Genomic DNA, 14503 nt, shown 5'->3' on the forward strand with positions numbered 1-14503 from the left:
AGTGGGTCCGGGTCAGGTGAGGTAGCGGTAGGCCGGGGATCCGGGTTCGAGACGCTCACAGGTCAGGCGCGAGTTGTCGATCCGGCCGAGCAGCGGGCCCAGACCGTCCGGCGATCCGAGTTCCACACCGACCAGTGCGGCACCGGTCTCCCGGTTGTTGCGCTTGACGTACTCGAACAGCGTGATGTCGTCGTCCGGGCCGAGCACCTCGTCGAGGAATCTCCGCAGGGCGCCGGGTTCCTGCGGGAAGTCCACCAGGAAGTAGTGCTTGAGCCCGCGATGAACCAGCGATCGTTCGATGACCTCGCCGTACCGCGAGACGTCATTGTTGCCGCCCGAGAGCAGACAGACCACAGTCCAGCCCGGTTCGATCGGCAGGTCGTCGAGCGCGGTCACCGACAGCGCACCGGCAGGCTCGGCGATGATGCCCTCGTTCTGATAGAGCTCCAGCATGGCCGAGCAGATCGCGCCCTCGTCGACATGCGTGATGTGCGAGCCGCCGATGGGCAACTTGTCGACGTCGTGATGCACCGTGCTCGCCGGCGGGAGGTCCGGATGCGAGGCGACGGTCGCGCCTGCGGCAACCATGACCTGATGCCCGATGTTCCCGATGCGCCTGACGGCGGCACCGTCGACAAATGAGTCGATCTTGTTCAAGGTGACCGGACCACCGTCGACAAGCGCTGCGGACAGCGAGATCGCACCGGTCGGTTCGACACCGACGATGCGCACCTTGTCACTGTGCGCACGGAGATAGGTCGTGATGCCGGCCAGCGCGCCACCACCGCCCACCGGCACGACCACCAGATCGGGCATCACCCCGAGTTGGGCGACGATCTCCTTGGCGATGGTGCCCTGTCCGGCTGCGGTGCGAGGGTCGTCGAACGCATGGATCCAGGTGGCTCCGGTGGCCGCGACATCGGTCAGCGCCGCGGCCGCCGCAGCGTCGTAGGTGTCTCCGACGGCGATGAGTTCGACGAACTCCCCACCGTGCCAACGAATCCGGTCGCACTTTTGTTTGGGTGTGTTGATCGGTACGTAGATCCGGGCCCGAATCCCCATGGTGCGGGCCGCGTAAGCAACGCCCTGCGCATGATTGCCTGCGCTGGCGGCGACCACACCGGCGTCACGTTCGGCGTCGGTCAGCTGCGCCATGACGTTGTAGGCGCCACGAATCTTGTACGAGCGCACCGACTGCAGGTCTTCTCGCTTGAGGTAGACCGTTGCGCCGGTGCGCGCGGACAACCGCTCGCAGAGCTGCAGCGGAGAGGCGACAACCACGTCACTGATGCGCTCGGCCGCCGCGTCGATTGCGGCGGCATCGAGCGGTGTGGCGATGGTGTTGTCGGTCGAAGATCCACTAGTCACGCCCGCAATGGTCTCACTTCACCAAAACGCGGTTCCCGCCGCCACACCTGCCCGGTTACTGCGCGGGCTCGAGCACAAACACCGGGATCTGGCGATCGGTCTTCTTCTGGTAGTCGGCGTATGGCGGGTATGCCTCCACTGCGCGCTCCCACCAGATCGCCTTCTCCTCACCGAACACCTCGCGGGCGACCATGTCCTGGACCTTCGGGCCGTCCTGGAGTTGGACCTGCGGGTGGGCGACGACGTTGTAGTACCAGACCGGGTTCTTCGGTGCCCCGCCCAACGATGCGACGACGGCGTACTTGCCGTCGTGCTCCACCCGCATCAGCGGGGATTTACGGAGTTTGCCGGACTTGTTGCCCACGGTGGTGAGCACCACCACCGGCATACCCTCGAGCTCGGTGCCCTTGGTGCCGCCCGACTTTTCGATCTCTTCGGCCTGCTTGCGCGCCCAGTCGGAAGTACTCGGCTCGTATTCACCCTGTAGTGGCATCGATCCTCCATATGTGTTCACGTGCACGAACCGCGTGCACGAATTCCGGTCAACCTCCCCCGCCGGGCCGATATTCCTGCCCGTTGGGGGTCTAAACGCTCAAACAGGACGGTCCGAGCAACGCCTTGAGATCACCCATCAGTGCCGACGTCGGGTTGACGCGGAGCTGATCGTCGAGTTTCAGCGTGGTCTCCTTGGAGCCGCTGGTCAACCGGACGTGGACGTCGGAGGTTCCGGGATGACGGACCAGCACCTGCTTGAGCGCGCTGACCCGGTCGGCGGTGCACAACCTCGTCGGCATGATCAACGACACCGGCTTGGCGACTCCGACATGCGAAAGATCAGGTACGGCAAGATCATTCGCGGAAATCATCATGCTGTCATCACGTAGGTTGACGCGCGCCTTCACCAACACCACCGCATCGGCGGCGATGTCCATGCCGAATGCCTGATAGGCCCGCGGGAAGAAATAGACCTCGACGCCACCGACCATGTCCTCGATCTGGACAACGGCGTACGACTCGCCCTTCTTGTTGACCCGTCGGGTGACGGCCGAGATGATGCCGCCGATCACGATCTGCGCACCGTCTTTGGCATTGCCTTCGAGCAACGAGGTGATCGACGTGTCCGTCTGGGCCGAGATGACGTGCTCGACGCCGTTGAGCGGATGGCCGGACACGTAGAGCCCCAACATCTCTCGTTCGAGTGCGAGTTTGTGTTTCGTATCCCACTCTTCGTCCGGGACCTTCACCGCGAACGCATCGTCGGTGACACCGCCGCCGCCGTCACCACCGGCGTCACCGAACAGATCGAACTGTCCGATCGCCTCGGCCTTCTTGGTACCCAGGACCGCGTCAACCGCGTCCGCGTGGACCAGGAACAGGCCCTTGCGCGGATGATCGAGCGAGTCGAAGGCGCCGGCCTTGATGAGCGATTCGGTGACCTTCTTGTTGCAGGCGGTCACGCTGATCTTCGCCAGGTAGTCCGAGAAGCTCGTGAAATTCGACTTCTCTTTGCGCGCTTCGATGATCGAGGCGACCACGCCGCTTCCGACGTTGCGCACCGCGGCCATACCGAACCGGATGTCCTCACCGACGGCGGAGAAGTTCTGCTGCGACTCGTTGACATCCGGTGGTAGCACCGTGATCCCGAGGCGTCGGCAGTCGGCCAGATAGATGGCGGCCTTGTCCTTGTCGTCGGCCACCGAGGTGAGCAGGCCCGCCATGTACTCGGCCGGATAGTTGGCTTTGAGATACGCGGTCCAGAACGAGACCAGACCATAACCGGCAGCATGCGACTTGTTGAACGCGTAGCCGGCGAACGGCAGAATCGTGTCCCACAGTGCCTTGATCGCGGCCTCGGAGAATTCGTTGTCCAGCATGCCTTGCCGGAACCCGGCGTAGGCCTCTTCGAGCACCGAGAGTTTCTTCTTACCCATGGCCCGACGCAGGATGTCGGCCTGTCCGAGCGAGTACCCGGCCACCTTTTGCGCGATCTGCATGATCTGCTCTTGGTAGACGATCAGACCGTAGGTGTCGCCGAGGATCTCCTTGAGCGGCTCTTCGAGCTCCGGATGAATCGGGCTGACCGGCTGCCGGTTGTTCTTACGGTCGGCATAGTCGTTGTGGGCGTTCATGCCCATCGGACCCGGACGGTAGAGCGCCAGCACCGCGACGATGTCACCGAACCCGGTGGGCTGCATACGTTTGAGCAACTCACGCATCGGTCCACCGTCGAGCTGGAAGACGCCGAGCGTGTCGCCGCGCGCCACCAACTCATAGGTGGCCGGATCATCGAGCGGCAGTGCATCGAGGTCGATGTCGATGTTCCGGTTGAGTTTGATGTTGTCGATGGTGTCGCCGATGACCGTGAGGTTGCGCAACCCCAAAAAGTCCATCTTCAACAGACCGATGGCCTCACACGACGGGTAATCCCAGCCGGTGATGATGGCGCCGTCCTGCGCGCGCTTCCACACCGGGATCGCCTCTGTCAGCGGCTCGGACGACATGATCACCGCGCAGGCATGGACGCCGGCGTTACGGATCAGACCTTCGAGGCCGAGGGCGGTGTCGTAGATCTTCTTGACATCCGGATCGGTCTCGATGAGCGTGCGGACCTCGCTGGCCTCTTTGTACCGCTCATGGCCGGTATCGGTGATACCGGCAATCGTGATGTCCTTGGCCATGATCGGCGGCGGCAGTGCCTTGGTGATGCGGTCGGCGATCGCATAACCGGGCTGGCCGAACTGGACGCGGGCCGAGTCCTTGATCGCGGCCTTGGTCTTGATGGTTCCGAAAGTGATGACCTGGGCGACCTTGTCGCTACCCCACCGTTCGGTCGCGTACCGCACCATGTCGCCACGACGACGATCATCGAAGTCGATGTCGATATCGGGCATCGACACACGCTCGGGGTTGAGGAACCGCTCGAACAGCAGGCCGTACGGAATCGGGTCGATATTGGTGATGCCCAGCGCCCAGGCCACCAGTGACCCGGCGGCCGATCCACGGCCCGGACCCACCCGGATGCCGACCTCGTTGGCATGCCGGATGAGGTCTCCGACCACCAAAAAGTAAGCGGGGAAACCCATCTGGATGATCACGTCGAGTTCGTAGCTCGCCCGATCGAGGTATTCCTGCGGCACCTCCCGGTCCGGGAACCGCCGGGTCTTCAGACCTTGTTCGACCTCTTTGCGCAAAAAGCTCGGCTGCGTCTCGCCTTCGGGCACCGGGAAGATCGGCATCCGGTCACGATGCTCGAAGACCTCGGAGTAACTCTGTACCCGCTCGGCGATGAGCAGCGTGTTGTCGCAGCCGCCGGGTACCTCCTGGTCCCAGAGCTCGCGCATCTCGGCGGCCGACTTCAGGTAATAGCCGTCGCCGCTGAATTTGAACCGCGTCGGATCGGACAGCGTCTTGCCGGTCTGCACACAGAGCAACGCCTCGTGGCTGGCGGCGTGATCTTTGGTGACGTAATGGCAGTCGTTGGTGACCAACGGTGGGATCCCGAGCTTGCGAGAGATCTCGAGCAAACCGTCGCGGACGCGGCTCTCGATCTCGAGGCCGTGTTCCATCAGCTCCAGGAAGAAGTTCTCTTTGCCGAAGATGTCCTGCCACTTGGCGGCGGCTTCGAGTGCTTCGCGCTCATGGCCGAGTCGCAGTCGCGTCTGGACCTCGCCGGACGGACAACCGGTGGTGGCGATGATGCCCTCGGAATGCTCCGCGATGATCTCCGCATCCATGCGGGACCACTTGCCGAGTTGTCCCTCGATCGACGCCCTCGACGACAGCCTGAACAGGTTGCGCAGACCGGTGGCGTTCTCGGCCACCATCGTCATGTGGGTATAGGCGCCGCTACCCGAGACGTCGTCGCCCTTCTGGTCCCGGCTGCCCCACAGGACGCGTTTGGTGTTCAGACGCGACTCCGGTGCGATGTACGCCTCGATACCGATGATCGGCTTGACGCCCATATCGGTGGCAACGTTGTAGAACTCACTGCCGCCGAACATGTTTCCGTGGTCGGTCATGCCGATCGCGGGCATCTCCAACCGGGTGGCCTCGGTCATCATCGGTTTGACCTTGGCGGCCCCGTCGAGCATCGAGTACTCAGTGTGGTTGTGCAGATGGACAAACGAATCCGACACGCGCTACCTCTCAATTCGAACTCTCGAACACCACGCCGACACCACCGCCGAGAGCGGGTCGCGGGCGCAAGGCCTTCAGTCTAGGCGGGGCTACCGACGAGCTCGGACAGGCGCGGCGGACACCTCATCAGGAAGTGACGGATGTGCCTGTTGCGACGCACTGTGACCTCGTCATGCAACGCACTGTGACCCCGTCATGCGACCAGGAAGATCGCCACCACGATCGCGATGGCCACCACGACCAACCCGATCAGCAAGGCGATCATCACCGCGTTGGAATCCGAGGCACCGGTACCTGAGGCATTGGCCCCCGACTGATTTTGGGCGGGATGTCGTGGCTGCGAATACTGCGGCGAGACCTGGTGCGCGGGCGACGGCGTCGCCTGCTGGTACCGCGGGGCAGCGCTCTGCCCCGGCTGCTGCTGCCCGAGCGACTGGGGTCCGGCGGATTGGTTGGGCGTTGGCGTGGAGTGCCGCGGCAGCGGTGTCACCGGACCTGCCGGGCGGGAGGTCACCGGTGGCCTGGCCGAGACCGACGGCGAGTAGGCGGACATCCCCTGACGTAGTGCTGATTGCAATGCGTCGGTGAACTGCCTGCAGTTGGCGAACCTGTCGTCGGCCTCCTTGGCCATGGCCTTGGCGATGACCGAATCAACGGCGGGCGGCACCGCAGGGACCATCTCGGACAACCGCGGCACCGGCTTGCTCAGATGTCCGGCGATGACGTCGGCGGTGCCGTCACCCTTGAACGGAACCCGGCCGGCCAGCAGATGAAACGTGGTGGCCGCCAAGGAGTACTGATCTGTTCGGGCATCGACCGACTGGCCTTTGAGCTGCTCGGGCGAGGCATAGGACAACGTCGCGAGGACTGTTCCGACGACGGTCAGCGATTCGGTCTCGTTGGCCGCCTTGGCCACACCGAAGTCGGTCAGCAACACCCGCTGTTCATCGGCATCGGTGGTGTAGCCGCGGTCGATCCCGTCACCGAATTCGCTCGACTCATATTCCGACAGCAGGATGTTGGCCGGTTTGATGTCACGGTGCAGCAACCCGCGCCGATGTGCGTAGTCGAGGCCACGGGCGATCTCACCGGCGATCCGGACGACCCGCTGCGGCGGCAAACCCACCTGCGCACCGGCCCTCTCCTGCGCACGCTGCAATTCCTGCGCACAGTCGGTGCCTGCGACGTACTGCATCGAGATCCAGAGCATGCCGTCGTTGCTGCCCCGGTTGTAGATCGTGACGATGTTGGGGTGGTCGAGTCCGGCAGCGACCTCGGCCTCCCGCAAGAACCGCTTACGGAACTGATCGTCCTGCCCGACCTGCTCACCGAGCACCTTGATGGCGTCACTGCGCGGCAGTTCGGGATGTTTGGCCAGGTATACCGCGCCCATGCCGCCACTACCGAGGGCACGCTCCACCCGATACCCGGCAATCCAGGACCCCGGCTGCAACATGGTGTCCCCTCCCACAACTCGCGAATTGTCTAGGGCACACCATATAACGAGCTAGCTCGCCGGAATGGGTCCATCGTCGGGCACCGGTTCGACGACATCGACCATTGACGGGAGCAACGGAATCACGGTGAACATGCCCGCCGAGGCATCGGTTGGCAATGCCTCAACCGCCCGGACCCCCGGAGCGGTGGCGACCTGCTGCAGGACGGCGAGCCGATCGCGGACCACCAGTCCGATCAGGCACGTGCATCCGGCCCGCAGCCGTGCTGCGGCCACCGCACCGACCTGCTCGGCGCGGTCGGTACCTGTCGACCGGACGATCACCTGCTCGGCAGCGATCTGCTCCGACCAGTAGAACGAATCCTTGGTGTTGCCGGTCGCGGCCCGCACCGTCGGTGTCTGAACTCTGTTGATCTGCACGTTGAAGATGTTCTGCGACAGCAACATCGTCGGATATGAAGTGCCCAGATCCCAGCCCTGGTCGAGTGAGTTCGCCGCCGACAACGAGATCAGCGCCCACCGGTCGGTGTCGGGTCCGGACAACGACTCCTCGGCGCGGGCCAGATAACCGGCGACCTGTTCCCCGTTGTCTGGGCCCAGGACATCATCGGTGACCACCGGCTTCGGGACCGGATTGACCACACCGACCACATACAGGCCGGCCACCAGCACCACGATCACGGCCAACAGGCCAAGTGCGGTGCGGACGGCCGAACTCATGGCTAACCGGCCCGGAGAATGTCCAGCGCACGCTGCAGATCCGCCGGATACGGACTCGTGAACTCCACCAGTCGACCGTCAGCCGGATGAGCGAACGACAACGCCCTGGCGTGCAGCCACTGCCGCTCCAGCCCGAGCCGGGCGGCGAGCACCGGATCGGCGCCGTACGTGAGGTCGCCGCAGCAGGGATGGTGCAGGGCCGAGAAATGCACCCGGATCTGATGTGTGCGGCCGGTCTCCAGATGCACATCGAGAAGGCTTGCAGACCGGAACATCTCGACGGTGTCGTAGTGGGTGATGCTGTGTTTGCCCGAGGCCGAGACCGTGAACTTCCAGTCGTTTCCGCGGCTGCGGCCGATCGGGGCGTCGATAGTCCCACTGCGCGGATCCGGATGCCCCTGGACCACAGCGTGATAGCGCTTGTCCACGGTGCGCTGCTTGAAGGCCCGCTTGAGCGAGGTGTACGCGCGTTCGGAGGTGGCGACCACCATCACACCCGAGGTACCCACGTCCAACCGGTGCACGATGCCCTGCCGCTCATGGGCTCCCGAGGTCGAGATACGGAATCCCGCTGCCGCCAGACCGCCGATGACGGTCGGTCCGGTCCACCCGACCGACGCATGGGCCGCGACCCCGACCGGCTTGTCGACCACCACGATGTCGTCGTCGGAATAGATGATCTCCATGCCTTCGACCGGTTGTGCCTCGATGGTCAGGACCCGCGCCGGTGCAGGGAGCACCACTTCGAGCCATTGACCGCCGACCAGCTTGTGGGACTTGCCGACCGGTGCACCCTCGACGCTGATGTCACCGTCGTCGGCAAGTGTCGCCGCAACCGTCCGCGACAATCCGAGCATCCGGGCGACGCCCGCATCGGCTCGCATACCGTCGAGACCGTCCGGAATCGGCATGGACCGTGATTCCCGGGTCATGCGTCGCGGCCGTTCTCTGTTGAATCATCCGTGCTCACGTTGTCGTTCACTGCCTTTGTTGTTGTCGAGGTGCTGGTGTCGTCGGCCCGGTGGTCGTCGTCGCGGCGGTCGCCGGCGCGGGTTCCGTCGAACTCGAACCCGAAGAGGGTCAGACCCACCAGGAGGACGGCGCCACAGACCACCGCCGAGTCGGCGACGTTGAACACCGGCCACCATCCGACCGACACGAAGTCGACGACGTGCCCTCGGAGTACGCCGGGCGACCGGAACATGCGGTCGATCAGGTTGCCGACGGCGCCACCGAGCACCAACCCGAGACCGACGGCCCACCAGATCGAACCGAGCCGACTGCTGTACCGCACGATCCCGACCACCACGGCGAGCGCGACGATCGTCAGGACCCACGTGTATCCGGTGGCCATCGAGAAGGCCGCGCCACTGTTGCGCACCAGTTTGAAGGTGACCGTGTCGCCGATGATCTCGATCGGATCCCCGGGTTCGATCACCGCGACCGCGATGATCTTGGTCACGAGGTCGGCGATCAGGATCACGACGGCGACGATCACCAGGGTCACCCAGACCTTGGGCCGGGCCGGTTGCGGGGCTACGTCAGCGGTCGAATCGCCGGCTGACTGGGGGGTGGGCTCGCTTGTCACCTGTCCATCATCCATGAGTGACTCGATACGCTGGCGGCCGTGTCCTCTCCTGCTCCGCTCCGGTCATCGACCCGAGTCCGATTTCTGTCGATTCCCCACCTTCCCCGGTTGTCGCGACCGGTCGGATCCCTCGCCGCGGCCCTGATCCTGACCCTCGGCCTGGCCGGATGTGGATCGAACGACGAAAGCACCCCTCCTCCCGCACCGACGGGATGCGCCACCGATTCCACCGCCGGTTCCACGGACGCGGCTCTACTACCGGTCCCGCCCGCGAAGGTCACCCTGGAAACCGCAGGTGACGAGCCCCTCGGGGTGGCGCTGAGCGCGTTCGACCGGGCCAGCGCACAACCCGCCAAGCTCGTGACGACGTCGACGTTCGCCTCCCCGGACGGCGAGGGTGCCGCCTCGTCGGCGACCACGGTGGACCTACCGATGACGTCCCGCGTCAACTGCACCGATGCAACCGACATCGACCTGCAGATCGGTGCCGCCGGCTCCCCCGACACCGCCCTGAACGAAGCACTCAAAGCCCAGGACGGCTCGCGGGCCGGTATGAGCATCGGCACAGGTATGGCGCCCATCTCACTTCGGATCCTGCCGGGCAAGGACGCGGACGACAACGCACGTCAGGCGGTGGAGGAAGCCCTCATCTCCACCTTCCAGCGATCGGTCACCCTGCCAACCGAGCCCATCGGGGTCGGGGCACGATGGGAGGCCGTCCGGACCGTCAACGCCGGAGCCAGTGTGCGTCAGACGATCAATGCAACGCTCACCGAACGTGAGGGCGACCGGCTGACGATCGAGTTCACCATCGATGAATCGCCGAACAACTCGGTGTTCCGGCTTCCCGAGGGCGGCACCCTGAACATCGAGAGCTATTCGATGACCGGTGGCGGAACAGTCGTCATCGATCTGACGCGGGGTGTGCCCGTCTCCGGTCAGATGAACATTTCCGGTGGTCGCACCCTGGTCGGCGGCGATGGAACCCAGTTCCGGCAGCTCCTCGGTTTCAACTCGACGTGGTCGCAGTAGCACTGGTCACCGCACGACCCAGCGCACAGCAGCACCGGCGCCGATCGCGAAGAGTTCGCGTTCGGCGCCGGTGCTGGTCTTGTATCTGTTGTCGTCCCGATTGCTCAGGTCAACGGGTGTCCTAGCTGGTGGCCGGGCACATCGGGCTGGTCTCGTTGGCAGCCGACAGAAGCAGGCAGACCGTGGTCGAGGACAGCTTCCAGGTGCCCTGATCGAAGACGATCAAAGCCTCGAGCTGCTGCTCCGGGGTGTCCGGGAGCTTGACCTTGACGTTGGCCTTGGCCTGGTCCTTGCCCGCGGGGCGGACCGGGGCAACGATCTGGTAGTCCAGGTCCGGGTTGGCCTGGGCGGCCTCGACCAGCTTGTCGAAGAGTCCGGGATCCTTGTCGGAGTTCTGCACCAGCTTGGTCTTCTCGCTGGCAGGCACATTCGGATCCAGCGCCGTCTCCAGCATGGTGTTGAGCTGCGCGGCGGTCGGCGGCTTGCTGGAGTCGGTCAGCCCGCCCTCGCCCGGCGCCTCAGAACTGACAGACGACGTAGTCGTGGTGGTGGTGGTCGAGCCGCCGTCGTCGTCGGAGCAGGCAGCAATGGACAGGAAGGCGCATACTGCGACTCCGGCGGTCACGAACTTACGAAGCTTCAAAATCCGTCCTTCTCATTTCACAACCGGTCACCGGAAGTGACAGGTGAATCTGGTCGTTGGGCCAAATCGGCATCGGTCCCGACCCACTATGCCAAATGCTTCCGGATTTGACCCGTACGGTCAGGGAGTCAAAGCTGACCTGCATGGCGTACAAGCAGGCTGTGGTGTCAATTCTCACCACCGGAGGGACCATCGCGAGTCGCCGCTTCGCCGACGGAGCGCGTCCGGATGTCGGGGGTGCCGAACTCGTTGCGGCCGCAGCATCGGACGAGACCGAACTGCGGGTCCGCGAGGTGGTGCAGGTCGATTCGGGGGCACTGCTCCCCATCGATCAGGATGCGATCCGGCAGGCGGTGGCATCCGAACTCGCCGATCCTGACGTGTCCGGGGTTGTGGTCACACACGGCACCGACACCATGGAAGAGACCGCGATGCTTCTCGACCTGATGCACGCCGATCCCCGGCCGGTTGTCGTGACCGGCGCGCAACTACCCGCGGACTCCCCCGATGCCGACGGTCCGGCCAATATCGACGCGGCCATCGCAATGGTCCTCGACCCCGGCATGCGCGGGCGTGGGGTCCTGATCGCCATGGGCGGAGAGGTGGTCGCCGCACGCGGTGCTTCCAAGTTCGACACCCGAACACCGATGCCGTTCCGGCAGGTTCATCCGGGACTACGCCGCCGACTGGTGCCGACCGCTCCGATTGCCGGTGTCCGGGTCGACACCATCGCCCTCTATCCGGGCATCGACCCCCAGATCCTCGACTGGGCCGCCGATGTCGGTGCCGCCGCAATTGTGCTGTCGGCCAGCGGTTCCGGGAATACTCATCCCGACGTTGTCGCGGCCGTCGATCGAGTGATCAATCGCGGGCTGCCAGTGGTCGTGTGTTCGCGGGTTCCCCTTGGTGAGGTGGTGCCGCTCTACGGCGGCGGCGGCGGCGCAATCGATTTGATCAAGCGCGGCGCCGTGATCTCGCCATGGCTTCGCGCGTCACAGGCACGAATCGCGGTGCAGGCGATACTCGCCGGGGGCGGCGGCCGAGAGGAAATCTCCGACTTCTTTGCCACCGTCTGAACCACAGCCGGTCAACCGGTCATCCTCAGAGCACGGCTTGGGTCTGCGTGACCTTCCCGACGAGTTTTCCGGCATCGTCAGAGATTTCCGTCTCGACCACAATGAATCTGCTGCCGGCGTGCAAAGGTGTCGCCGACGCGATGGCGTGGCCCGACCGCACGGCGCGCAGAAAGTTCGTCTTCGATTCAACCGTGGTCGTGCCCGCTTTCCCCGCGGGCAGATTCAGGTACGCGCATACCGCGGCCGTGGCATCGGCCAGCGACATCAGCGCCCCGCCGTGGAGCACTCCGCCCAGGGTGCACAAGCTCTCGTCCCAGGCCAGCCGGCTACGAACCAGGTTCGGTCCGTGCTCGAGCACCTCGATCCCCAGCTTCTCGGTGAACGGCATCGTCGTGTGAAACAGCTGGGTTCCCTCGGTATCGGTCATGGCCACCAGCGTGCACTTGGCAGGTGCGCGCAGTCCATTACCTGCCGGGTAATGCTGTGCGCTCTGGGCAAAGTCATCGACCCGAACCGGATGCACTCGGTCGGCGGTCAGTCCTCCTCGTGCACCGGACGCAGATACTCATCCGGCCAGTCGAGGCTCAGCAGCGAATCGGCACTGTGCAGTTCGGGATCGTCGAGGGCGAATGTGTGGGCGAACCCCGGACCGCTGGCCCGGGTTTCGAATCGGATCGTCACCCGGCCGTGGCCGCTGCCCTGTACCCAGCCGTAGCCGTGCTGCCGGTGGTGGACGTCGTCGCCGGTGGTCCAGCGCAGCCGATCGACGTCCGGGGTTCGGCCGCCGGGAAAGGATTCCTCCGCCGAGGTCGCATCACCCTCGCCCGCCTCGGTCCCGGAGAACACGTCCAATTCCGGGAACATCGAAAACTGTTGTACCGCCGTCAAACCGGAGTATCCGACGCCGACCAGGCGGATCGGTCCGATCTCCTGCGGGTCGAGCACCAGACGCTGGGCTGCCGCGGCGAGGACCGGAAATTCTGTGGTGGCCGCGGTCAGCGTGCTCGACCGGGTGAGTACCGACATGTCGGACTTCTTGAGTTTGACCACCACCGTGCGTGATCCACGTCCATCGGCGAGCAGCCGGCGATGGGCCGAGGCCGCGGACCGTTCCACCGCACCACGTAGTTTCACCAGATCCGTGATGTCCTCGGCAAATGTCGATTCGGCGCTGATCTGTTTGGCCGAAGCCCGCTCCGCCACGGGCCGGTCGTCGACACCCTGCGCGAGAAGGTGTAATCCGGGACCAACCGTGGCGCCCAGCACCGACGAGACCTCCATCGACGACATGGCCGCCAGGTCGCCGATCGTGTCGATACCCAAGCGCTGCAACCGTTCTCCGGCGACCGGTCCGATCCCCCACAGTTTGCGCACCGACAATCGGGCCAGGAACTCCCGCTGCTCGGCGGGGCGGACGACCACCACACCGTCGGGTTTGGCCATGCCGGAAGCGATCTTGGCGATCTGCTTGCCGGTTCCGAAACCGACGGAGGCGGCCAGGCCCACCTCGTCGCTGATCCGCTTCCGCAGCCGCTGTGCGAACTCTTCCGCGGCAGCGGCATCGGCACCGGCCAGTTCGGCGGGCTCCCCGAATGCCTCGTCGAACGAGAGTGTTTCGATCACCGGGATCATCTCGCGCATCAGGCCGAACACCCGCCTGCTCACCGCTCCGTACACGGACCCCCGCGGCGGCAACACCACCGCACCGGCGCCGACCAGCCTGCGCGCCTGATGCATCGGCATCGCCGAGCGCGCACCGAATACCCGAGCCTCATAGCTCGCGCCTGCGACCACTCCGCGCCCGCCCATACCGCCGACCATCACCGGCCGCCCGCGCAATGTCGGCCGGGTGAGCTGTTCGACCGAGGCGAAAAAGGCATCCATGTCGATGTGCATCACCCACCGGGAACTGCTGCCCCCGCCCTGTTGTTGCACATCGGTAATCGTATGCCCCGGCCTCGACACCGGAACGCCGCCCGGGCGTCAGGAAGTGGCCCGCAACTCAAAGACCGGAATGATCCGACCCGCCGCCAGCAGGTCCTCATCGGAGGAGTCCGCGCCGATCTTGACCGGCATCAACGAGGCGACTTCCCAACCCCAGCGCTTCAGGTACGGGCGCAGCAATGCCGGCTTGTCCGCGACGTCGACTTCCGACACCGAGTACGTGGTCGCGGTCCGGCCACCACGCAGCGTGCAGGTGCCCGCCGCTCGAACATTGCGCGCCCACTGGGTCTCACCCCGCGCTCCAAACAGATAGGTGCGCCCCTCGATCCGCAGCGGGTTGACCGGGATTCGTTGCAGATTGCCCGAGACCCGGCCGCGCACCTCGAGTGTGCGCGCCCCGGCGAGCGTGATCCCACGGTCGGCCAGCCACGAGACGATGCCGTTGAAGAAGTGCACGCTCTTGCCGGGCCGGTTGTAATGCGTGATTGCGGTCATAACCTGTTCCTCCACTCGTTTTGGAGAGCACTGCTCTCGCTTGA

General features: G+C 64.9%; 13 protein-coding genes. 2 read left to right on the forward strand and 11 right to left on the reverse strand.

What is annotated here, in order from left to right; all coding sequences use genetic code 11:
* Positions 1 to 12: 12 nt before the first annotated feature.
* The 7 genes from ilvA to lspA form a co-directional block, all read right to left on the reverse strand.
* A complete protein-coding gene (gene ilvA, locus AC1TPF_RS26005; protein ID WP_482142088.1) occupies positions 13 to 1368 on the reverse strand; it encodes a threonine ammonia-lyase IlvA in 1356 nt (451 codons plus the stop codon).
* A gap of 55 nt (positions 1369 to 1423) precedes the next feature.
* Entirely contained in the window at positions 1424 to 1861 is a 438-nt protein-coding gene (locus tag AC1TPF_RS26010; RefSeq protein WP_482142087.1) for a nitroreductase family deazaflavin-dependent oxidoreductase, read from the reverse strand.
* 91 nt (positions 1862 to 1952) lie between these two features.
* Positions 1953 to 5504 (reverse strand): DNA polymerase III subunit alpha, encoded by a 3552-nt coding sequence (dnaE, locus tag AC1TPF_RS26015; RefSeq protein ID WP_482142086.1) that lies wholly within the window; start codon positions 5502 to 5504, stop codon positions 1953 to 1955.
* A 194-nt stretch (positions 5505 to 5698) separates the two neighbouring features.
* Positions 5699 to 6961: a serine/threonine-protein kinase gene (locus tag AC1TPF_RS26020; RefSeq protein ID WP_482142085.1), complete on the reverse strand. Its 1263-nt coding sequence runs from the start codon at positions 6959 to 6961 to the stop codon at positions 5699 to 5701.
* A 51-nt stretch (positions 6962 to 7012) separates the two neighbouring features.
* Entirely contained in the window at positions 7013 to 7681 is a 669-nt protein-coding gene (locus AC1TPF_RS26025; protein WP_482142084.1) for a hypothetical protein, read from the reverse strand.
* A gap of 2 nt (positions 7682 to 7683) precedes the next feature.
* The gene (locus tag AC1TPF_RS26030) at positions 7684 to 8613 is read right to left on the reverse strand and encodes an RluA family pseudouridine synthase (RefSeq protein WP_482142083.1); all 930 of its coding nucleotides are present in this window, start codon (positions 8611 to 8613) and stop codon (positions 7684 to 7686) included.
* Complete coding sequence (gene lspA, locus AC1TPF_RS26035) at positions 8610 to 9284, reverse strand: signal peptidase II (protein WP_482145740.1); 675 nt, start codon at positions 9282 to 9284, stop codon at positions 8610 to 8612. Before lspA ends, AC1TPF_RS26030 begins: the two co-directional genes overlap by 4 nt.
* A gap of 24 nt (positions 9285 to 9308) precedes the next feature.
* Between lspA and AC1TPF_RS26040 the strand changes: the two genes are divergently transcribed.
* Entirely contained in the window at positions 9309 to 10301 is a 993-nt protein-coding gene (locus tag AC1TPF_RS26040) for a hypothetical protein (RefSeq protein WP_482145741.1), read from the forward strand.
* A gap of 121 nt (positions 10302 to 10422) precedes the next feature.
* On the opposite strand, the gene AC1TPF_RS26045 is transcribed toward AC1TPF_RS26040, so the two are convergent.
* Positions 10423 to 10944: a WKL family lipoprotein gene (locus AC1TPF_RS26045; RefSeq protein ID WP_482142080.1), complete on the reverse strand. Its 522-nt coding sequence runs from the start codon at positions 10942 to 10944 to the stop codon at positions 10423 to 10425.
* A gap of 143 nt (positions 10945 to 11087) precedes the next feature.
* On the opposite strand from AC1TPF_RS26045, the gene AC1TPF_RS26050 reads away from it, so the two are divergent.
* Entirely contained in the window at positions 11088 to 12020 is a 933-nt protein-coding gene (locus tag AC1TPF_RS26050) for an asparaginase (protein ID WP_482145742.1), read from the forward strand.
* Positions 12021 to 12045: 25 nt separating this feature from the next.
* On the opposite strand, the gene AC1TPF_RS26055 is transcribed toward AC1TPF_RS26050, so the two are convergent.
* From AC1TPF_RS26055 to AC1TPF_RS26065, 3 genes are all read right to left on the reverse strand, one after another.
* Entirely contained in the window at positions 12046 to 12447 is a 402-nt protein-coding gene (locus tag AC1TPF_RS26055; RefSeq protein ID WP_482142078.1) for a PaaI family thioesterase, read from the reverse strand.
* Positions 12448 to 12554: 107 nt separating this feature from the next.
* A complete protein-coding gene (locus AC1TPF_RS26060; RefSeq protein WP_482145821.1) occupies positions 12555 to 13916 on the reverse strand; it encodes a DNA polymerase IV in 1362 nt (453 codons plus the stop codon).
* Positions 13917 to 14003: 87 nt separating this feature from the next.
* Positions 14004 to 14459, reverse strand: a complete 456-nt coding sequence (locus tag AC1TPF_RS26065; RefSeq protein ID WP_482145743.1) for a PNPOx family protein — start codon at positions 14457 to 14459, stop codon at positions 14004 to 14006.
* Between the last annotated feature and the right edge of the window lie 44 nt (positions 14460 to 14503).

It is taken from the genome of Williamsia sp. Y853, from assembly GCF_056786495.1.

What these genes read in the sequence shown, in the direction of transcription:
- AC1TPF_RS26010 (WP_482142087.1), bottom strand. Translation starts at nt 1,861, where the DNA reads ATGCCACTACAGGGTGAATACGAGCCGAGTACTTCCGACTGGGCGCGC.
- AC1TPF_RS26020 (WP_482142085.1), bottom strand. Translation starts at nt 6,961, where the DNA reads ATGTTGCAGCCGGGGTCCTGGATTGCCGGGTATCGGGTGGAGCGTGCC.
- AC1TPF_RS26025 (WP_482142084.1), bottom strand. Translation starts at nt 7,681, where the DNA reads ATGAGTTCGGCCGTCCGCACCGCACTTGGCCTGTTGGCCGTGATCGTG.
- AC1TPF_RS26030 (WP_482142083.1), bottom strand. Translation starts at nt 8,613, where the DNA reads ATGACCCGGGAATCACGGTCCATGCCGATTCCGGACGGTCTCGACGGT.
- lspA (WP_482145740.1), bottom strand. Translation starts at nt 9,284, where the DNA reads ATGGATGATGGACAGGTGACAAGCGAGCCCACCCCCCAGTCAGCCGGC.
- AC1TPF_RS26050 (WP_482145742.1), top strand. Translation starts at nt 11,088, where the DNA reads ATGGCGTACAAGCAGGCTGTGGTGTCAATTCTCACCACCGGAGGGACC.
- AC1TPF_RS26055 (WP_482142078.1), bottom strand. Translation starts at nt 12,447, where the DNA reads ATGACCGATACCGAGGGAACCCAGCTGTTTCACACGACGATGCCGTTC.
- AC1TPF_RS26060 (WP_482145821.1), bottom strand. Translation starts at nt 13,916, where the DNA reads ATGCACATCGACATGGATGCCTTTTTCGCCTCGGTCGAACAGCTCACC.
- AC1TPF_RS26065 (WP_482145743.1), bottom strand. Translation starts at nt 14,459, where the DNA reads ATGACCGCAATCACGCATTACAACCGGCCCGGCAAGAGCGTGCACTTC.